The sequence below is a fragment of the Bacillus sp. JJ1521 genome, from assembly GCF_036965165.1.
Lineage (GTDB): Bacteria > Bacillota > Bacilli > Bacillales > Bacillaceae_L > Ferdinandcohnia.
This window is the reverse complement of the sequence record NZ_JBALOX010000074.1, coordinates 1-18,142: the sequence shown is the minus strand read 5'-3', so window position 1 is coordinate 18,142 and position 18,142 is coordinate 1. Positions and strand designations below refer to the sequence as shown.

General features: G+C 36.5%; 18 protein-coding genes and 1 pseudogene. 10 read left to right on the top strand and 9 right to left on the bottom strand.

Annotated features, from left to right (window positions below; all coding sequences use genetic code 11):
- The first annotated feature begins 96 nt into the window (after positions 1-96).
- The 3 genes from V7147_RS12105 (at position 97) to rlmH (ending at position 2,223) form a co-directional block, all read left to right on the top strand.
- The gene (locus tag V7147_RS12105; RefSeq protein WP_335368116.1) at positions 97-1,332 is read left to right on the top strand and encodes a S1C family serine protease; all 1,236 of its coding nucleotides are present in this window, start codon (positions 97-99) and stop codon (positions 1,330-1,332) included.
- A 162-nt stretch (positions 1,333-1,494) separates the two neighbouring features.
- Positions 1,495-1,650 (top strand): CxxH/CxxC protein, encoded by a 156-nt coding sequence (locus V7147_RS12100; RefSeq protein WP_010677398.1) that lies wholly within the window; start codon positions 1,495-1,497, stop codon positions 1,648-1,650.
- Positions 1,651-1,743: 93 nt separating this feature from the next.
- Positions 1,744-2,223, top strand: coding sequence for a 23S rRNA (pseudouridine(1915)-N(3))-methyltransferase RlmH (gene rlmH, locus V7147_RS12095; protein ID WP_335368115.1), 480 nt, complete (start codon positions 1,744-1,746; stop codon positions 2,221-2,223).
- Between the two features lie 112 nt (positions 2,224-2,335).
- Here the strand turns inward: rlmH and V7147_RS12090 are convergent, their stop codons facing one another.
- Positions 2,336-3,583, bottom strand: a complete 1,248-nt coding sequence (locus V7147_RS12090) for a DUF4153 domain-containing protein (RefSeq protein WP_335368114.1) — start codon at positions 3,581-3,583, stop codon at positions 2,336-2,338.
- A gap of 364 nt (positions 3,584-3,947) precedes the next feature.
- Entirely contained in the window at positions 3,948-4,424 is a 477-nt protein-coding gene (locus V7147_RS12085) for a PAS domain-containing protein (protein WP_335368113.1), read from the bottom strand.
- 493 nt (positions 4,425-4,917) lie between these two features.
- On the opposite strand from V7147_RS12085, the gene V7147_RS12080 reads away from it, so the two are divergent.
- The 3 genes from V7147_RS12080 to V7147_RS12070 all read left to right on the top strand — a co-directional run bounded on the left by V7147_RS12080 (position 4,918) and on the right by V7147_RS12070 (position 8,136).
- Positions 4,918-5,676 carry an SGNH/GDSL hydrolase family protein gene (locus tag V7147_RS12080; protein WP_335368112.1) on the top strand — a complete coding sequence of 253 codons (759 nt, stop codon included), beginning with the start codon at positions 4,918-4,920 and terminating at the stop codon, positions 5,674-5,676.
- A gap of 237 nt (positions 5,677-5,913) precedes the next feature.
- Positions 5,914-6,588, top strand: a complete 675-nt coding sequence (locus tag V7147_RS12075; RefSeq protein WP_335368111.1) for a TerC family protein — start codon at positions 5,914-5,916, stop codon at positions 6,586-6,588.
- 651 nt (positions 6,589-7,239) lie between these two features.
- Entirely contained in the window at positions 7,240-8,136 is an 897-nt protein-coding gene (locus tag V7147_RS12070; protein ID WP_335368110.1) for a LysR family transcriptional regulator, read from the top strand.
- A gap of 124 nt (positions 8,137-8,260) precedes the next feature.
- On the opposite strand, the gene V7147_RS12065 is transcribed toward V7147_RS12070, so the two are convergent.
- The 5 genes from V7147_RS12065 to V7147_RS12045 form a co-directional block, all read right to left on the bottom strand.
- Entirely contained in the window at positions 8,261-8,557 is a 297-nt protein-coding gene (locus tag V7147_RS12065) for a hypothetical protein (protein WP_335368109.1), read from the bottom strand.
- Between the two features lie 203 nt (positions 8,558-8,760).
- Positions 8,761-9,429 carry a hypothetical protein gene (locus tag V7147_RS12060; protein ID WP_335368108.1) on the bottom strand — a complete coding sequence of 223 codons (669 nt, stop codon included), beginning with the start codon at positions 9,427-9,429 and terminating at the stop codon, positions 8,761-8,763.
- A gap of 132 nt (positions 9,430-9,561) precedes the next feature.
- The gene (locus V7147_RS12055) at positions 9,562-10,866 is read right to left on the bottom strand and encodes an alpha/beta hydrolase family protein (RefSeq protein ID WP_335368107.1); all 1,305 of its coding nucleotides are present in this window, start codon (positions 10,864-10,866) and stop codon (positions 9,562-9,564) included.
- Positions 10,867-11,064: 198 nt separating this feature from the next.
- Positions 11,065-11,478 carry a DUF3021 family protein gene (locus V7147_RS12050; protein ID WP_335368156.1) on the bottom strand — a complete coding sequence of 138 codons (414 nt, stop codon included), beginning with the start codon at positions 11,476-11,478 and terminating at the stop codon, positions 11,065-11,067.
- A gap of 19 nt (positions 11,479-11,497) precedes the next feature.
- Positions 11,498-11,935 (bottom strand): LytTR family DNA-binding domain-containing protein, encoded by a 438-nt coding sequence (locus V7147_RS12045; protein ID WP_335368106.1) that lies wholly within the window; start codon positions 11,933-11,935, stop codon positions 11,498-11,500.
- Between the two features lie 236 nt (positions 11,936-12,171).
- Here V7147_RS12045 and V7147_RS12040 point away from each other — a divergent pair, with 236 nt between their 5' ends.
- On the top strand, positions 12,172-12,948 hold the full coding sequence (locus tag V7147_RS12040; protein WP_335368105.1) for an ABC transporter ATP-binding protein: 777 nt from the start codon (positions 12,172-12,174) through the stop codon (positions 12,946-12,948).
- Positions 12,935-14,860: an ABC transporter permease gene (locus V7147_RS12035; protein WP_335368104.1), complete on the top strand. Its 1,926-nt coding sequence runs from the start codon at positions 12,935-12,937 to the stop codon at positions 14,858-14,860. Before V7147_RS12040 ends, V7147_RS12035 begins: the two co-directional genes overlap by 14 nt.
- 31 nt (positions 14,861-14,891) lie before the next feature.
- Here the strand turns inward: V7147_RS12035 and V7147_RS12030 are convergent, their stop codons facing one another.
- Complete coding sequence (locus V7147_RS12030; protein ID WP_335368103.1) at positions 14,892-15,905, bottom strand: sensor histidine kinase; 1,014 nt, start codon at positions 15,903-15,905, stop codon at positions 14,892-14,894.
- Positions 15,902-16,576, bottom strand: a complete 675-nt coding sequence (locus V7147_RS12025) for a response regulator transcription factor (RefSeq protein WP_335368102.1) — start codon at positions 16,574-16,576, stop codon at positions 15,902-15,904. Before V7147_RS12025 ends, V7147_RS12030 begins: the two co-directional genes overlap by 4 nt.
- Positions 16,577-16,785: 209 nt before the next feature.
- Here V7147_RS12025 and V7147_RS12020 point away from each other — a divergent pair, with 209 nt between their 5' ends.
- Positions 16,786-17,634 (top strand): MBL fold metallo-hydrolase, encoded by an 849-nt coding sequence (locus V7147_RS12020; RefSeq protein WP_335368101.1) that lies wholly within the window; start codon positions 16,786-16,788, stop codon positions 17,632-17,634.
- A 223-nt stretch (positions 17,635-17,857) separates the two neighbouring features.
- A pseudogene (locus V7147_RS12015) lies at positions 17,858-18,142 on the top strand (sensor histidine kinase); the annotation flags it as partial.

Here is an 18,142-nt window from a genome sequence, read left to right as displayed (position 1 = left end):
GAATCCCAACTGGATTAGTTACTCTAATTGCATTTGCCCCCACTTATAGAAGTGGGTGACTTCAGCTGAATAAAGTTAAAAAGGAGAAATGGTGGTATGGGGTATTATGATCAGGATTATGTAAATCGCAAGATTAGAAGTGGAGGTGGTCGTGGTGGCTGGTTTTTATCAGCATTAATTGGAGCCATAATAGGGGCATTACTAGTTATTGTATTATTACCGACATTATCAAAGTATGATTTACTTCCATACAGGGAGAATGCCCCGCCAGAAGAGGTAAATGGGCTAGATGATGTAGAGAAAAAAGCACCAACAACCGGGGAAAGTGTCCAGCAAACCATTAACGTAAATGTGACATCTGAGATCACCAATGCTGTGAACCGTGTAAGTGAGGCAGTCGTAGGAGTCGTTAATCTCCAGCAAACAAATTTTTGGTCGGAGGAAGCAACGACGGCGGGGACAGGTTCAGGGGTTGTCTATAAAAAAGGAAATGGCAAGGCATTTATCGTCACGAATCACCATGTCATCGAAGGTGCTTCAGATATAGAAGTAAGCCTAAGTGATGGATCACGAGTGAAAGGAAAATTACTTGGAAGTGATATATGGACGGATCTTGCGGTAATTGAAATTGATGCGGGTCATGTAGAAAAGATTGCCGAATTTGGGAACTCCGACAATATTAATCTTGGCGAGCCAGTCATTGCTATTGGAAACCCATTGGGACTTGAATTTTCTGGATCTGTTACGCAAGGAATCATTTCGGGCTTAAATCGGACGATTCCGGTTGATATTAATCAGGACGGCATACCTGATTGGAATGCTGAGGTCATGCAAACGGATGCAGCGATTAATCCAGGAAACAGTGGAGGAGCGCTTGTGAATATTAAGGGCGAAGTAATTGGCATCAATTCGATGAAAATTGCACAGGAAGCGGTTGAAGGAATTGGTCTATCGATTCCCATTACAAGTGCAAAGCCTATTATTGAAGATCTTGAACTATATGGTGAGGTGAAGCGACCATTTATAGGAGTGGGACAGCTTCGGTCACTAAGCGAAATATCCTCCTATCACCGTCTGCAAACCTTACATCTACCAAATGACATAACAGAGGGAGTGGCTGTTTTAGAAGTGGTACGAAATACACCGGCATCACAAGCGGGATTACGAGAGCTTGATGTAATCGTGGAATTAGACGGCAAAAAAATTTCATCTGTAGTTGAACTGAGAAAGCATTTATATAAAAAATCGGTAGGAGACACAATGGAGGTAACATTCTATCGAGCGGGCGAAAAACAAAAGGCTACAATAAAATTGGCAAGCGAATCTATGTAGAATTCGTAAACAGGAGAGTGGAGATTCTCCTGCTTTTTTGTGGACAAATTTATATGATAAAATGGGTAAGATAAGAACATGTGGATAGAAAAAATGATTATAGAAAAGTTATACCCATAATTCCCAAGTAGTTGTGGGTAAGATTTGATGGAGGAAGTAAAAATGATTAAATGTTGTGAAGAACATATCGAATTAGCGTTAGATATAGTGGTGGATGAACACGAGGTTGCGCCGATTATGACGAAAATTGAGGATGAAAACTTATCAACAACCTGTGAATTTTGTCAAAATAAGGCGGTATATGTTGTAGGGAACTAATATTCCCATACAAGATGTGGATAGAAAATGTGGATATGTGGATAAGTTCTGTGGATAATGTGTTTGTAAAATGTGAGCAGAGTGGGGATAAGTGTGAACATCACAATTGTGACAATTGGTAAATTGAAAGAAAAATACTTGATCCAAGGGATCAATGAATACTTAAAACGATTAACAGCCTATGCCAAAGTGGAAATTGTGGAGCTTGCTGACGAAAAGGCACCGGAAAACTTAAGTGAGACAGAAATGGTGCAGGTGAAACAAAAAGAGGGAGAGCGAATTCTTGCCAAGCTATCGGACGACACTCATGTGATTGCTTTAGCAATTGAGGGCAAAATGAAGTCTTCTGAACAGCTAGCAGAGGACATTGATAACCTAGCAACCTACGGGAAAAGCAAAATTGCCTTCGTCATCGGAGGATCACTAGGCTTAAGCAAGGATGTCATGAAGCGGGCTAATGATACCTTGTCATTTTCAAAAATGACTTTTCCACATCAATTAATGAGATTGATTTTGGTGGAGCAGGTGTATCGGGCTTTTCGTATTAATAGGGGTGAGCCATACCATAAGTAAATGAGATTTTTATAGATAAAAAGCCAAAAATGAACAAGTTTATGAATAATAAACTTGTTCATTTTGGCCTATATAAGAAAGATCAGCATCTTTTTATTTTAACTGAGCCTTTTTAATTAAAAATGAAAGGAAAAGTAAAGGTAACGAAGGCCGCCCAAAGTCCGTAGACAGGCAAATACTTAGTAACCGCATCTTGGATGGTTGAAGGCCCAGTTTTGTTTTGTAAAAACCGCATATAGGAGACCATAATCCAAATTAGATTTCCCCAGATAAGTATGTTTACGCCTAAAACAGCAAGTCTGTTTGGCGTAATTCCATAAGAAGAAAGTCTGAATACTATAGCGGATAAAGCCACACTGTCAATGATAAGAGCAAGAACAATTAGGGCAAAATTTATATAATCAGAGATGTTCTTTTTCTCGTCTGTGCCGCTTTCTGTAATCGAAAATATGGTAACAGCCAAGACACCAAGGAGTATTCCGTTAAATGCGATTAGGAAATTTCTATCCAAGAATGGATTTTTTCCGACCGAAATGACTGTTATTAGATAGACAATCAGTGTAGCTAGAACAAGTGGACTAAAAATTTTAGCTATATATGGTGTAATATTCTTAGCAAGTTTAAGATTCATTGATACCAGGTAGGTAGCCACAATAGCGAGAGCGGCAGCACCAAATAACACGATATTTCTAAAATAGAATTCTTCTATATTCAAGTCGACAATGCTAAATAACTGCATTGTTAATCCTGCTAGAAGCATTCCGCTAATAGCCATGCTGGCGTAGAGTATACAAAATTCCAAATTGAATTTAAGATAGGCTAATCTTGTGCTGCCTTTTGAATACTCATTTCCTGTAAATGCAAGTCCTATCAATCCCCATAAAAATATAGGAAGGTGCAAATATGCAAGGATAGTACTGTCGTTTTCATTTAATGGCAGCATATTAAGATACAACCCGGAGATTAGGAACAACATTGCAAGTGTGTAAAGAACCTTTTTTTGAGGTTTATTTTTGTATACAAAATAGACTGCAATAAAGGGAAGAATTCCAAAAACAAGGTTTATTGGAGCAATTGCTTGCTGTTCGACATAATGGAAAATGATCCTGGTGCTTATCCCGGCAAGTATGGCTAAAATGCCCATGAATAAGAAACCTTTCTGAAACAAGGAAGCTTTTTCTGTATGTTCCGTCTCCTTGAAATTCAATCTTTCATACCAAACAGCAAGAACCTGCGAATCAGGATTTTGTTCCCATGCGTGTAAGAATGACTTTTTAAAGGCTTCGGGGTCATTTCTAAACATTCTCTCCAGCTCATGCGGGTTAGTAATATTTTTAATAATCAAATTGTTTATGTCCATGGTTTTACCTCCCTCAATGATTGTTTTATTAAGTCCTACTTTCCTTCATAATGTTTATTAATCAACCTCTTTTTACTTTTTAGTCACTTTTGTATTCTAAAATATCTTCGAGCTGACATTCTTTGAGTACTCGTTTATTAGATATTAACATGTTATTTATCGGTAAACAATAAACTTTTATTCATTTTTATAAAGATTTTGTTGTTATTGTGTTTATTTGTGCAAAAATAAAAAGCATTCCTCTTTAAGAAGAAATGCTCTATATGGTAGCATAAGTAACCACCAAAACTTCTGTTATAAGAGAAAAACACATTTGGGAATCCAGTGTGTCTTTCAGCGGCTTTTCATATGGAAAAGGTATTTTTTACTCAGGCTTAAAATCTATAAATTCGTCAATAGTTTCAGGGGTATGCTTACCTTCTTTTCCTTGGAAAAGGTCAATATTAACGGTCACATCCATACATCCAAGATATTTCCCGTTTTCATCTCGTACTGCCATGAACTTTTGGTAAATTTGACTAGTTTCACCGGAGCGTTTTGGGAACCAAAATTCCCAATCGTCACGCTTTCCTGAATGAAAATCATTCAACAATTTTTCAACATGGTGAGCCACTTTTGGGTGAAGCTCAAGCACATGACGGCCAATCGCTTCTTTACGACGACCATGCACGCGGTTTGGATTATTTGAATACCAGCGGAAAATATCGTTAGCATCGCAAAAGCCCATTTCAAATGGTAAAAGATTGATAATTGAATCCAAAGTGCTTGCTTTAATTGCACCAGTTTCAAAATTAATGATAGCTTCAGGACTAATTAATTCAGACAATTTTTCTTCAGCCATTTATAACTCTCCTTTATGCAATCTCCCTTTATGAGAAGAATATAATAGAACAAATATTAGTGAAAAAAAGAAGGCTACTTCTAGGTGATAATTATCTAACCTCATTAATAATGTTAGCATTAAAAACTTTGGCGCATTGTGATTTATCTCACTAAGGACCATTATTTTGGTAATAGTAGATATTAAACATTGACACTATATTCATATAACTTTTATAAGAAGATATGAAATACGAACGCCAGCAGAGTTTGGGAATATATATTTGAAGTCGTTGGGTTAAAATTCACAAAAATTATGGGTAGCTAATTATTCTTCTTCTGGTACTAAACAAGTCTTCTTCCATTATTTCTACAAAATATAGCATTGTTTTGGCCAACTAGTCGCTTTTTTGCATTAAATAAATATTATTCTACTTTTTAGTTCGACAAACACCTTCTTTTTACCTAAATATAATTGAAGTTGATTACATAAATAGGGCGAGGGAGTGAAAAAGTTGAAGAGAATTATAAAGCTGTTGCCGTTACTTTTAGTTATCAGTTTATTTTTTACAACATCAGGATTTGCCAAGAGTGAAAATGCAAAAAAATCGTTAGTTGCATTGGGGGACTCCATACCATTTGGATATGGTCTTACCGACAGTACTGAAGAACCCTCTAAAGAAGCATTTCCTTATTTAATCGGGAAAGAAGCTGACTTGCGTGTTCGGAATCTTGCTGTACCAGGATGGAAAACTACAGATCTGTTAAATGCACTGAATAATGATCAAAAGTTTATTCAAGCAGTAAATAAGGCGGATTATATTACACTGAATATTGGTAGTAATGATTTGTTAAAGCCAATAAAAGATGCATTAGTGGCGAGTGGAGGAAGCCTTGACGAGGCGGCTATAAGGGGATTAATAGAACAGCAAATTAAACCAGCTGCTTTTAACTTAAATAATAATATTCCTTTAATTATAAAAAAAATATACGGTTTAAATCCCAATGTGAAAATAGTACTATATAATTTTTATAATCCGTTTAATGCTCTTGGTCCATCACACCCAATAAACTTGTATGGTAATCCTCTTATTCTAGGTATAAATCAATCACTAGTTGGATTAAATAATTTTTATCCAGGTGTAAGAATTGCAAATGCATATGAAATCGGATTGTATCCGTTTAATAACCTTATACCTGGAGATATCCACCCATCTCTTGTTGGACATGAAATTCTAGCTCAAATGGGATTGGATGCATTAGAATCCCATTAATTTAATTCATTTTATGGCTGTTGAGTAAAATCAACAGCCTTATTTGTGGTTCTTTTCGAAAGCTGCCTTTAAATAGTATTCTGATACAGTAGAATTTCAAAAAATACAAACTGATAAATGAGGAACTATCATTTGAAAAAAAAATTTAATTATAACAAAATAAGTAATTTACTAAATTATATAAGATAGTTTAATATTATTACGTTACCTAAATTTTTTAAAAAGGGGGAAGATTCAATGAGCAGTGAGTTTATTGTCGGTTTATTTGAAATTATTCTTATTAATATTATTTTAAGTGGCGATAATGCTGTTGTTATAGCTCTTGCTTGCCGTAATTTGGACGCAAAATATCAGAAAAAGGCTGTGGTTCTAGGTAGCGTTGGGGCAATAGGACTACGGGTGGGGTTAACATTTGTTGCTGTTTATTTATTACAGATTCCGTACTTGAACTTTATTGGTGGTATTTTGCTTTTATGGATTGCTATTAAACTATTAAAAGGCGAAGAAGAAGAAGATATTAAAGGAAGTTCAAATTTAATGGGGGCTATCAAGACAATTATTATTGCTGACTTAGTTATGAGTTTAGATAATGTTGTTGCGGTTGCGGGTGCAGCAAATGGAAACATGCTACTAATTCTTATTGGACTAGCTATTAGTATTCCATTAATCATTTGGGGAAGCCAACTTTTAATGGCCATTATGGAAAAGTTCCCTATTATCGTTATTTTAGGAGCAGGACTGCTAGGCTATACGGCTGGTGAGATGATCTTAGGTGATAAGGTGATTGGCCATTTCTTTGAAGGTCTCGGCCATAGCTTTCATATTATTTTGCCTCTTATATTGGCTATTTTCGTTGTGGTTATCGGTAAACTTAAGATACATTTTCCAAAACAAGCTCATCAAAATAATTAATAATTATGTAAAGGCTTAACTATTCATGTCGTTGAAAAAAGCGACAATAGTTAAGCCTCTCTTGTATAATTTGTAATTACTTTAAAAAGTTGGGATTGTTTGAGCTAATATAAAGTGGTTTAGTGCAATAATGACCAAGGCAATCAGTAGGACTACAATTAGTTGTGAAATTAGTAATATCCTTTTTTAAATAAAGTAACGAAAAAGCCAATGTTTAAAACATTGGCCTTTTCGTTTTATGCAAACAATTGTATTAAATTTCGGTAGTTTATGCTGATTCTTGCAGAAAGCATTCATCATTGTAGTATACAACTTCAGAAAGGATTTTAAGACCTTTCATGTCTTTGAGTTTTTCTCTTGCTTCCTGTTCAGTGCTAAATTCAAACAAAGAAATAGTTGAGTCTAAATAACAAGTTATAATCCACATAAAAAATTTCTCTCCCTATAATAAGTTTGTTTTGTCCTGCAGATAGAGACTTCTATAAATTTTCCTTTTAAACCCTTGCGTTCAAAGATCTCAATCAGGTTTTAAGGAAGTAATAATCAATTGCTACAAACCAATCATAATGCAATAATTGAAATAAATAAAATGCAAAAAAAATATAGGATGATATTAAAAAAACTTATATGGCATTTTTTGGGAGGTAAATAATGGACTACCGTGATTGGGAAATACTGAAGGTTCTCTATAGTAAGAAGAACATATCAAAAGCAGCAAGGCTTTTATTTATTACCCAGCCAGCTTTAACGAACCGTATAAAGAACATGCAGGAAGAATTGGGTGTCAAAATCGTAACACGAGAAAGCAGAGGGGTTCATTTTACCCCACAAGGAGAATATCTTGTTCATTGTGCTGATGATATCCTTGCTCAATTTAATAATATTAAAGAGCATGTCCGGAATATGAATAATGACGCAGGTAATGAAGTTGCAGGAACCTTAAAATTAGGTGTGTCTAAATTTTTCGCCAATTATGAACTACCCCATCTATTAAAATTATTTAAAGAACAATATCCCCATGTGGAGTTTAAAGTGATTACTGGCTGGAGTAAGGATGTAACTCAATTTATACACCACAAGGATGTTCATATCGGCTTTATTCGAGGCGACTATAGCGATAAAGGACTTAAGAAACATTTATTATTTGAAGAAAGTATTTCAGTTATGTCAAGTAGGGAAATTGATATGGCAGATTTGCCTCATCTCCCCAGAATTGATTATAGCGGCGATTACTTATTAAATTCGTTAATTGATAATTGGTGGGCCGAAAACTATACCCAGCCGCCGCTAATCAGCATAGAAGTGGACCATGTTGATACTTGTAAGGAAATGGTTATAAACGGATTGGGCTATGGGATCATGTCCAGCAGAATGCTTAAAGATACGAAGGAATTATATAAAATAGATTTGACTGACCAAAACGGAGACCCATTAATACGCAGAACATGGATGTATTACCATAAGGAATCCATGGAATGGAATGTCGTGAAGACCTTCGTAAATTTTATAGAAACATTAGGAGAAGGGAAGACAAAAAACAAAGGCTAATATCTCCCTTAAAGAGAAAGAAGTGTCGTTCTCGATTCTGTAAAGGCCGGGCCAAAAATCTGACGTAACAAAAGCCATCACAATTTTTCCTAGTGATGGCTATTAAATTAGTTGATGGTAGGATTTAGTAGTAGTTTCCATACGGCGGGTACGAATAATTTGGATAGGGTGGGTATGGTGTTGGAGTATATGCAGGATAGTGGCCATAATTTGGACTAGACACATACGGGGAATAATCAGGTTGGTTCAATAATGTTCCTGCCAGTAAACCTCCTGCTAATCCACCCAAGAATGGCAGCCCACCTTGAAATCCTCCGTGGTGCCCATGTGATGGTTTGCCGTGGCCACCGCCATGATGTCCTGGTTTGCCATGAGAACCATGATGCTCATCACCATGTCCATGTTTTCTCAACATGGCCATCTGTCCATAACCCTATTGGTACGGAAAAGGCATTGGATTGGATCGGTACCAGTCATAATTCATATCTTTTCCCTCATTTCATGATTCGACCTCCATTTACATATACAACTGCCTATAAAAGGTTATTAGGTAGAGCTAGTCCGTTAATATAACTGGTGGTGACACTGTTTTCACAGGAATCTCGTAACTTAGTAGTGAGTAGTTCATTTATATAAAGTTCGCAATTTGTAAAAGAACCATGACTGAATAATAGATTCATTAGAACGATGAGATGCCACTTTATTTCTAAAGTAAAAATCGCTTGGTTCTAATTCTATTTTTACAATTGGTGTTACGGCTGTCATGCTAATCCATTCATTAAATTGGATGGTATCATTGCCGCCTATATGGGAGAAAGAATCTTCTGGTAATAAATAAATCATGCCTGAAATCCACGGATCATTTAAAAGTGTAGGCTTTGTTAAGGAGTAGAAGTGAAACATCTTTTTCTTTTTAGTTGAAATGGATCCATTTCTAATATCTCCAATTATTTTTTTCTTGTCCAAGGTGGCATAGAAAGAGGACCAAATCGGATCTTTAGTAGCAAAAACTGCTGTTGTCTTTTTACCATTAAATAAGGTTTGCTCTCGAGGTTCAAAGGAATCTATTTGCTTATTATTTGAGCCGTGCAAAACGAATGACTTGTGATGCGACAAATAATGGAGAAACTTATATTTAGGGGATGAAAGGTTGTAATCAACAAGTTTATTCATTTTTTCAGAAGAGCTTTCAAACAAATCATTAAATTGTTTTTCTTCTTCCTTGGTAATCATTATTTCCGGTGAGGGATAGAACAAGATATTTAAAAGAATATTAACAAATGCTGTTTTCAACAACATCACTCCTTTATCACTAAAATCATATTCGATAAAAAATGTATTAATACCTTATTAAAGGCTGAGCCATACAGTTTACACATGTATACCTCAGCCTTTAATGAATTTTTTTAAACTGCTAGACTATATTCAATATGTCTCTTCAGGGGAGAAATGGCCAATGCCTTTTAATTCATAGTCAAAAAATTTAACAATCAGTTCATTTGTAGTTTCGATACAGTAATATGGATCAATATCCGCTTTTCCACCTTGCAGAAGATTTGCAAGCATAGGAGAAAAAAGAGGTAAATCAGTCAAGCTTAAATGTTTGGCCCCCTGAAAATGAGCAGTGTATGCATTTTTGAATGGTTCATTATTGAGTTTGTTCGCAGCATAAAGAGAGTTACTTTCGAGCTGTGTCCAAACATCGTCCGAATAAATATTAAAAAGTGGTGTTGTATATGAGTCGTTACTTGCTACAAAGTCATCCATTTCTTTCTTGTAAAGAAGCTCGCTAAAGAATGGGGCATCAAGATTTACAACTGCATCTATATCCTCACGTTCTCTGCCTAGCCAAACACTTGCAGCACCGCCCATTGAGTGACCGAACACACCGATTTTCTCTGTATCAATAAGTTGATATAAGGTATTATTTTCAGTTTTAGATTTATCAAGAATCGTATCAATTACAAAATTCATATCGTCTGTTCTAAGTTTCATCCATTTTTGAATGAGTCCATAGAGTTCTTCATTTGTATAAATGCCGTCTTTATTCAGATTGCTAATTTCAAGATAATAATCTGAATTAATCAAAGCTCTCGTTCCATCATCCGAAACCGTAAAAAAGGAATGATAAGGATGATCGATTGAAACAACTACATAACCGTGGCTTGCTAACTCAGTATAGGTAGAGGTATTGCTTGATTTAACACCGGTTGCTCCATGGGAGAACACCAATAGTGGGTATGTTCCATCTCCATTTTTTGGATACCAAAATTCCACATTCACAAATCGGTTGTCGCCTGTGTCAGTGAATTCCTCAGCCCGGTTTTTGTCAATATATGTGTAAGTAGCGGTTTCAACTTCATATTGACCTGTTACTTCTAGTGAATGATGCTGTGGAAAAACAATCGCAGGTGCAAATGCAAATACCGTTACCACTATCATAAAAATGGATTTCCACACCAATCTAGAGGTTTTGGGCTTTTTAGTAATTCCCTTGTTACGGTTAAGAGAAACCATTCCTTTTACCGCTAAAATGAAAAGCAGTACAGTAAGTAAGACCCAGCGGAAACTCCACACAATCACCGATGAAAGTGTGAGTATGACAAATGTGAAAAATACAGCAATCCTAAACCAATTTTTTATTTTATTATGTTTTTGTTTAGTTGCAATACAGTAGATTGCAAAAACAACCTCAAAAATCAAAGCAATAAATAATAGTATAATCCCCATAGTAGTTATTCCTTCTTTCGAATCATTTTTTATGAATTCATCATATTAAACGACTGAAAGGAAGTATATAGAAATTCGATAAGTTGTATCCACGGGCAAATAAGATGCAAAAAAGCGATAAGCTACATGGCTTACCGCATACTAATCTGTAGCAGTCATTGCTGCTTTATGAACTTAATGACCAATCTCCTAAAATTCTTACTTAAATGCCTTTAGTTTTTCGTTGATTTTTTGGGCTTCTTTTTTATCCTTTTGCCATGATAGCAGACGAACCAGAAAATAAATTACAGCAATTTGCAGTACAAGAATGATTACGTCTACCGCATTATTCACAATTCCAAAAATGCTACAAAGGACAATCAAAAGGATTTCCAAACTGAAAAAATGAATGAACATTCTTATGCGCATTTTCCTCTCACTTATGTCATTAGGAGAATACAAAATAAATCCCATTATTGCACTTATAAATGAAAAGGCCATGATAATATAAATCGACCTCAATTCAAAGACCATATTGGGATAATAGATTTGCCGCAAAATAGTAATCATAATGATGATGAATGCAAAGATGATTAAAAAGTCTTTTATCATCTTTTGTACAAATTCGGACATCTTCAAGCTTATCCCTCCTTTACAATCCTAGCCTATTTTTAAGGACAGGCACATACTGTCTTGATACAGTAGCACGTTCCCCGTTATCAAGCACCGCCTCAAATCGACCGCTTATGGACGGATAAATGGATGAAATTTTAGCGATGTTCAAAATAGTTGATTTGGATGCACGAAAGCAGTTCTTCCCACTGCATAATTCCTCTAACTCATAAAGCTTTTGTTTTACCTCAAAAACGTTATCCTTGCAGTAAATAAAAACTTTTCCGTCAACTGCCTCGAAATAATAAATATCACTAAGCTTAATACGGTGAACTTGATCATTTTGATATCCGAGTACAATGAGTTCTTCCGTTTTCAGCTTGTTTACGATTTCGTCTATTTCTTCATCTACTTCATGGCACCTTATCAGGATTTCTTCTGCCAGTTCTTTGTTTATTTCTTCTATTGAAATTTTCATCTTATCACCCACGAAAATTCAAATTATGAATCGCCTACAGATTAATTATATTGATTCTTTATTCATTCACATACATTTTTTCATATTATATCAGATTATTATGTAGTCTTATTTATTAGTTTTTTGCTGGGTTACAAAATTGTAAGGATTTCTTATGAATTGTAAGGATAAGTTATGGTTGGAGCTATCTATTTCTCTTATAGTTAGATATATAAAGCTAAATAAGGGATGATGAAATGGAAAAACAAATCGTTTTGGAAGCCGCGAACATTAAAAAGGTATTTGGATCGAAGGGGAATGTATATACTGCATTGAATGATATCGAGCTTCAGGTTTTTAAAGGGGAATTTGTCAGCATTATGGGGCCATCGGGTGCAGGCAAAACAACACTTTTGAATGTGTTGTCAACCATCGATGTCCCGACTTCAGGGACAATCAATATCGAGGGAAAAAGTATCCTACGCCTGCAAGAAGAGGATTTGGCTGATTTCCGAAGAGAGAAACTGGGTTTTATCTTTCAGGATTACAATTTAATTGAAACATTGACTGTAAAGGAAAACATGATTCTGCCACTTTCCTTATCGAATGTTCCCTACCAGGAGATTGAAAAGAGGGTGAAAAATGTAGCTGAAGTGCTGGGGATCGATAGCATTTTAGAATCCTATCCTTACAGCATTTCTGGTGGTCAGCAACAGAGAACGGCTGTGGCAAGAGCCATTATTACGAATCCCAGCTTGATTTTCGCCGATGAACCAACAGGGGCACTGGATTCCAAGTCTGCGTTTATGCTACTTTCCACACTCACCAAACTAAATGAACAGCAGCAGGCAACCATCCTGATGGTAACGCATGATGCCTATGCAGCGAGTTTCAGCAATTCCGTCTTATTTATCAAAGACGGGGCAATTTTTACGGAAATCAGGAAGGGCGACCGAACCCGGAAACAATTTTTCGGGCAAATTATCGATATCCTTGCCACTCTTGGGGGAGGCGGCCGCTATGACATTATTTAGCCTTGCCAAAACAAATATTAAAAAGAATACCCGATCCTATTTGTTGTATTTCTACCCGATGGTATTCAGCATGATGATTTACTTTATCTTTGTTTCGCTCCAGTACAATAACCAGATTGTCCATTCGGCAACGGCCTTAGGAAAGGTACAACCAGCCTTCATGGCAGCATCGGTTTTGCTGCTGATTTTTTCAGCTATTTTTATTTGGTATTCCAATCATTTTTTTACTAGAAAACGAAAAAAAGAGGTTGCCTTATACTCTTTATTTGGAATGCGGAAGAAGCAGATTGCCAAGCTCCTTTTCTATGAAAATCTTATCATGGGGTTTGTCGCACTCGGGGCGGCTATCGGAATAGGCATTCTTCTATCGAAATTGTTCGCCATGCTGTTAGTTAAATTAATGGGATTTTCCTTCATCGCCCATTTTGATATTTCCAATAAAGCAATCATTCAGTCGTTGATTGTGTTTATCTCCATTATCGCGGTTACATCATTTCGAAATTATCGGATGATCTATCGCTATACACTGATGGAACTCCTTAAAGCCGATAATCAGGGTGATAAACAGCAGAAGGGATCAAGGATTGCTGCCGTCTTATCTATTGTTATGATTGGAATAGGATGTTATGGAATGCTGCTACCAAGCGATTCGGGAATATACAGGGAATATGGTTTTACCGCATTCCTGTTTTCGCTGCTATTTGTCTTGGTTGGGACCTTTTTGTTTATGCATTCCGTTTTGGTTGCTTTATTAGATTGGATTGCAAGAATGAAGGGTATCTATTTTAAAGGGACAAATTTAATTAGTGTCTCCCATCTCCGTTTCAGGATAAAAGGAAATGTACTTATTTTATCGGTTATTGCCCTGTTAAGTACCATTACCCTTTTTGTACTGGGGACCATCTTCAGCTTGCATCAAAACTTGAATGCCGGCGCGAATGAAAATAATCCTTTGAGTATCATGTATACATCGAGGAATAACGAAACCGATACACAGATTGGAAAGTTGATTAATGAGAGCCAGGAACACAAGGTTGTTTTTTCAGATACAATGGAGTATTTACAGGTGGAAGGGGACCTTTCTCCGACGGAAAGATGGCCAGATCAGTTTCCGGTGATTCTTATTATGGAGAGTGAGTACAAACGATTGGCTGAAAAAATAGGCCTGGATTCAATGAAGGATATTGAAGACGGCAAGGCACTTGTCTTTAATGACGGGAATTTGAATCAAGCCACGGATCCATACACCGGAAAAACGATTATACTGGCAGATCAGGTAAAGGTGACAATTGATAAATATGAAAAAAGGCATTTATTAAATCAAAACTATTCCGCCTTTCCAATGGTAATCAATGATCAGATGTATCAGGAGTTGAGGGAACAGGGGAATGTTGAAAAGATGCAAATTTATAAACTGGTTAATGATAAGTCGATGGAGAAACTGATAAATGAAATCGAAGAAATGGTTCGAAAGGATGTAAGAATGGAAGATGACTCATTTATATTCACTTCCTTTTATCACGAATACCAAAAGGGAGTCCAAACCTACGGACTGCTGATTTTTATTGGTGCCTTTTTGGGGATTGTCTTTCTGCTCGCAACTGGAAGTATGTTGTACTACAAACAGCTAACCGAGGCCACTGCTGACCAGGGGCGTTATCAAGTACTGAGAAAAATCGGCATGAGCCATAAGCAAATAAGCAATGCTATTGCCAAGCAATTACTACCGGTCTTTATGCTTCCATTAGTCATTGCCATCCCGAGTAGTACCGTTATCATTGTGGCATTAGCCAGATTTGCGCATATCCAGGTGTTGCTGCCGTTTTCGGCTACGATTGCCATATACCTAGCTATTTATTCTGTATACTACCTTGTAACATGGCGGAAGTATTATTTGTTGGTGAAAATGTAAATGAAAGGGGCTTCTAGTTGGCGGCCCCTTTCTAGTACATAAAGGTATCTAATTCCTCCTTGAACAAATCAACCGTTTTTGAGAAAGAGATGGACACTTCGGTATAGCTGCCTTCGATGGAATCAACGAACAGCTGGAGTTCCAATTTATCGGCTGTTTTTTTCACAAGATATAACCCCATTCCGGTTGAGGAGGTAAATTGTCTTCCATTTTTACCGGTGAAACCTTTATCAAATATCCGTACCAAATCCTCTTTGACAATCCCTATTCCATTGTCCCGTATGGTAATTCTTTTATCATCTTTGTTAATTTGAACAGTGATTTCGCCACCTGCTGGCGTATATTTTAAGGAGTTTGACAGGATCTGGTTGAGAATGAAAAGCAGACCTTTTTTATCGGAAAGAACTTCAAGCCGGGAAAGGTCGAGCACAAGCTTTATGTTTTTTGCTAAAAATACCTTTCGATTCCCCTTTATGGACTCTTTTATAATATGTTCAACATTCAGTTCTTGAATAAAATAGTCCTTGCTGAAATTGCTAACTCTGGCATAGTTCAGGGCTTGGTCCACTAAATAATCGATTTTATCTATTTCCTCTTCTAGGCTTTTCGAGCCATGTTCGGTTTCGAATAACATCTTGCTGACAGAAATGGGTGTTTTTATTTCATGAACCCAGGAGACTGTATATTCATGCCATTCCTTTTGTTCATTTTTCAATCCCTCAATTTTACGTTCAAATAGCTCACTTTGAATTTTTAATAGTTGTGTAATTTGTCTCTGTTCATATGTGTTAGAATGCGATGGTTCTAGACTAAATCCTGATTCGGTCTTCTCCCTTAATAGCTGAAAAAATCTTTTCTTCTTGCGGAAATCAATTAGCAGGTATGTTGAAAAAGGCAGAATCATTAAAAGTAATAGATAGAGAAGATTACTTAGATGAATATGCAAATTCGGATCAAGGATTAAGATCATGGATGTTAGAAGAAGAGCCATGGAAAAGGTAAACAATAGAAATCGCTGGTCAAAAAGATAGTGTTTCCATCTCATTGAAGGAGATATCCTTGTTTTTTTTTCGTCGTGATGGTGCCCTCTAGACCTATTTCCTCAAGCTTTCTGCGTAGCCGCGTCATATTGACTGTAAGTGTATTGTCGTCGATGAATTGTTCATCCTCCCATAGGACCCGCATAATTTCATCCCGGGAGGTAATTTGTCCTGCTTTTTTCATGAGGAGATATAGTATTTGAAATTCATTTTTCGTGAGGGAAATTTCTTTTCCCCGGTACGTAACAAAGGAGTTATGTAGATTAAGAGTGATCTCCCCAACCGTAAATAAGTCCTTTTCCTTGTTTTGAATGAAGCCTGAGCGTCTCAAGACCGCATTCATTTTTGCCACAAGGACCTCGAGTGAAAATGGTTTTTGAATGTAGTCATCCCCACCCATGTTCATTGCCATCACAATATCCATACTTTGCGAACGGGAAGAAATAATTATGATAGGTATGTCTGAAAGCTGACGAAGTCTACTGCACCAATAAAAACCATCGTGCCCGGGTAAATTTAGATCGAGCAGGACTAGGTCGGGTTTTTCTTGGAGTACTTGCCCATCAATATTTTCAAAGTCCTCTGCCATAACCGATTGGAAATTCCATTTTGCCAAGTACTGTCCCATTAAATTTCTGATTTTAGGATCATCTTCAACAATAAACACCTTGTACATATCCATCACCCATTTTCAGTATATCAAAGGATGGCCGGTCTTTTATAGAGGGAACAAGTTTCATGTGAACATTTCTTAAAGTTTAAGATACTTTCCAAAAGTGGCTTAAATAGGTGAGGTGAACAGTACGATAAATAGAGGCAGTAATCGTTCTATGAGTAAACAACCGCTATTCGACTTAAAATATAAAAGAAAGGAGGCATCCCGTTATGCACTCAATTAACAAGATAGGTAAAAGCTTTTGGTATATCACTCCAATATCGGAGACTGACAGGCCCATTCTAGGAATGGTGGTGGGCAATAACAAGACGTTAATGATTGACGCAGGAAACTCGGAAGATCATGCAAATTACTTCGTGAAAGAAACTTTGAAAGGTGAGGTTTCACATCCCGATATGGTAGTTCTTACTCATTGGCATTGGGATCATATCTTTGGTCTTTCGGGATTACCTCATACAGTTTCAATTGCCTCTTCAAAAACAAAGATTGAAATGGAGAAGCTCATTCCTCTTTCATGGTCGGATGAAGCAATAGATGAACGAGTGAGAGAAGGAACGGAAATTGAATTTTGTGCGAGGGCCATTAAAAATGAATATACGGATCACCGGGATATCAGAATAGTCTTGCCGGATGTAACCTTTGAAAAACGGGTGGAAATTGACCTTGGTGGGGTAACCTGTATCGTACAACATGTCGGGGGAGATCATGCTGCAGATTCAGTAATCGTATATATCAAAGAAGAAAAGATTCTGTTTCTCGGTGACTGCATTTACCCAGATATTTTTTCGAAGAAAGATAACTATACCATCAAGACAACACTGGAGTTATTAGACGAATTGGAATTATTTGATGCAGATACATATATCCCTTCGCATCAAAGACCTATTACAAAAGAGGAATTTATTCAGGAAGTTGCGAAGCTCAGGGCCATTGCGAAATATACAGATAGTTGCGGTGGTGATGAACAGAAAGTAAGTGAGGAATTCAAAAAGCATGTTAAAAGGGAACTGACGGATGACGAAAGGGAAACAATAAATAACTTTGTAAATGGTTATTAAACGATCCCTGTGGGATTGTCTAAGTAGAACTGGACATTGATTAAAGACCAAGACTGCCACTACTTGTGGTAATCTTGGTTTATTTGACCCACCTCGAAAATGGTGAGCCAATAGCCGACATCTAATTGAAATTTCCTTCAATCAACAGTATTGATTACCTATTTCATCTTTAAAAATGATATATTTAAAGGATGGATTTAGACTAAAAATCAAAGAGGTAAGTATGAGGGAGTTTAATAATAAATTTAATAAAAAAACATATTATATTGTCGTTTGGCTTAGCATAGCAATTATGGTAGCGGGTTTGTTAATTGGTAACCCATTCTTTAGAGAATTTAGATATGGGTATATCTTTCATCTTGGACTAGTATTCATTCTGTCGGTATGTCTATTACTTTATCCTTGGAAAAGCACTGGTATTCTTAGAATATGCATTATAGGGGTAGCATCCAGTTACTTTTATACCATTTTTCTTTTATACCCAGAAACAAAGTCCTCCTTTATTTTT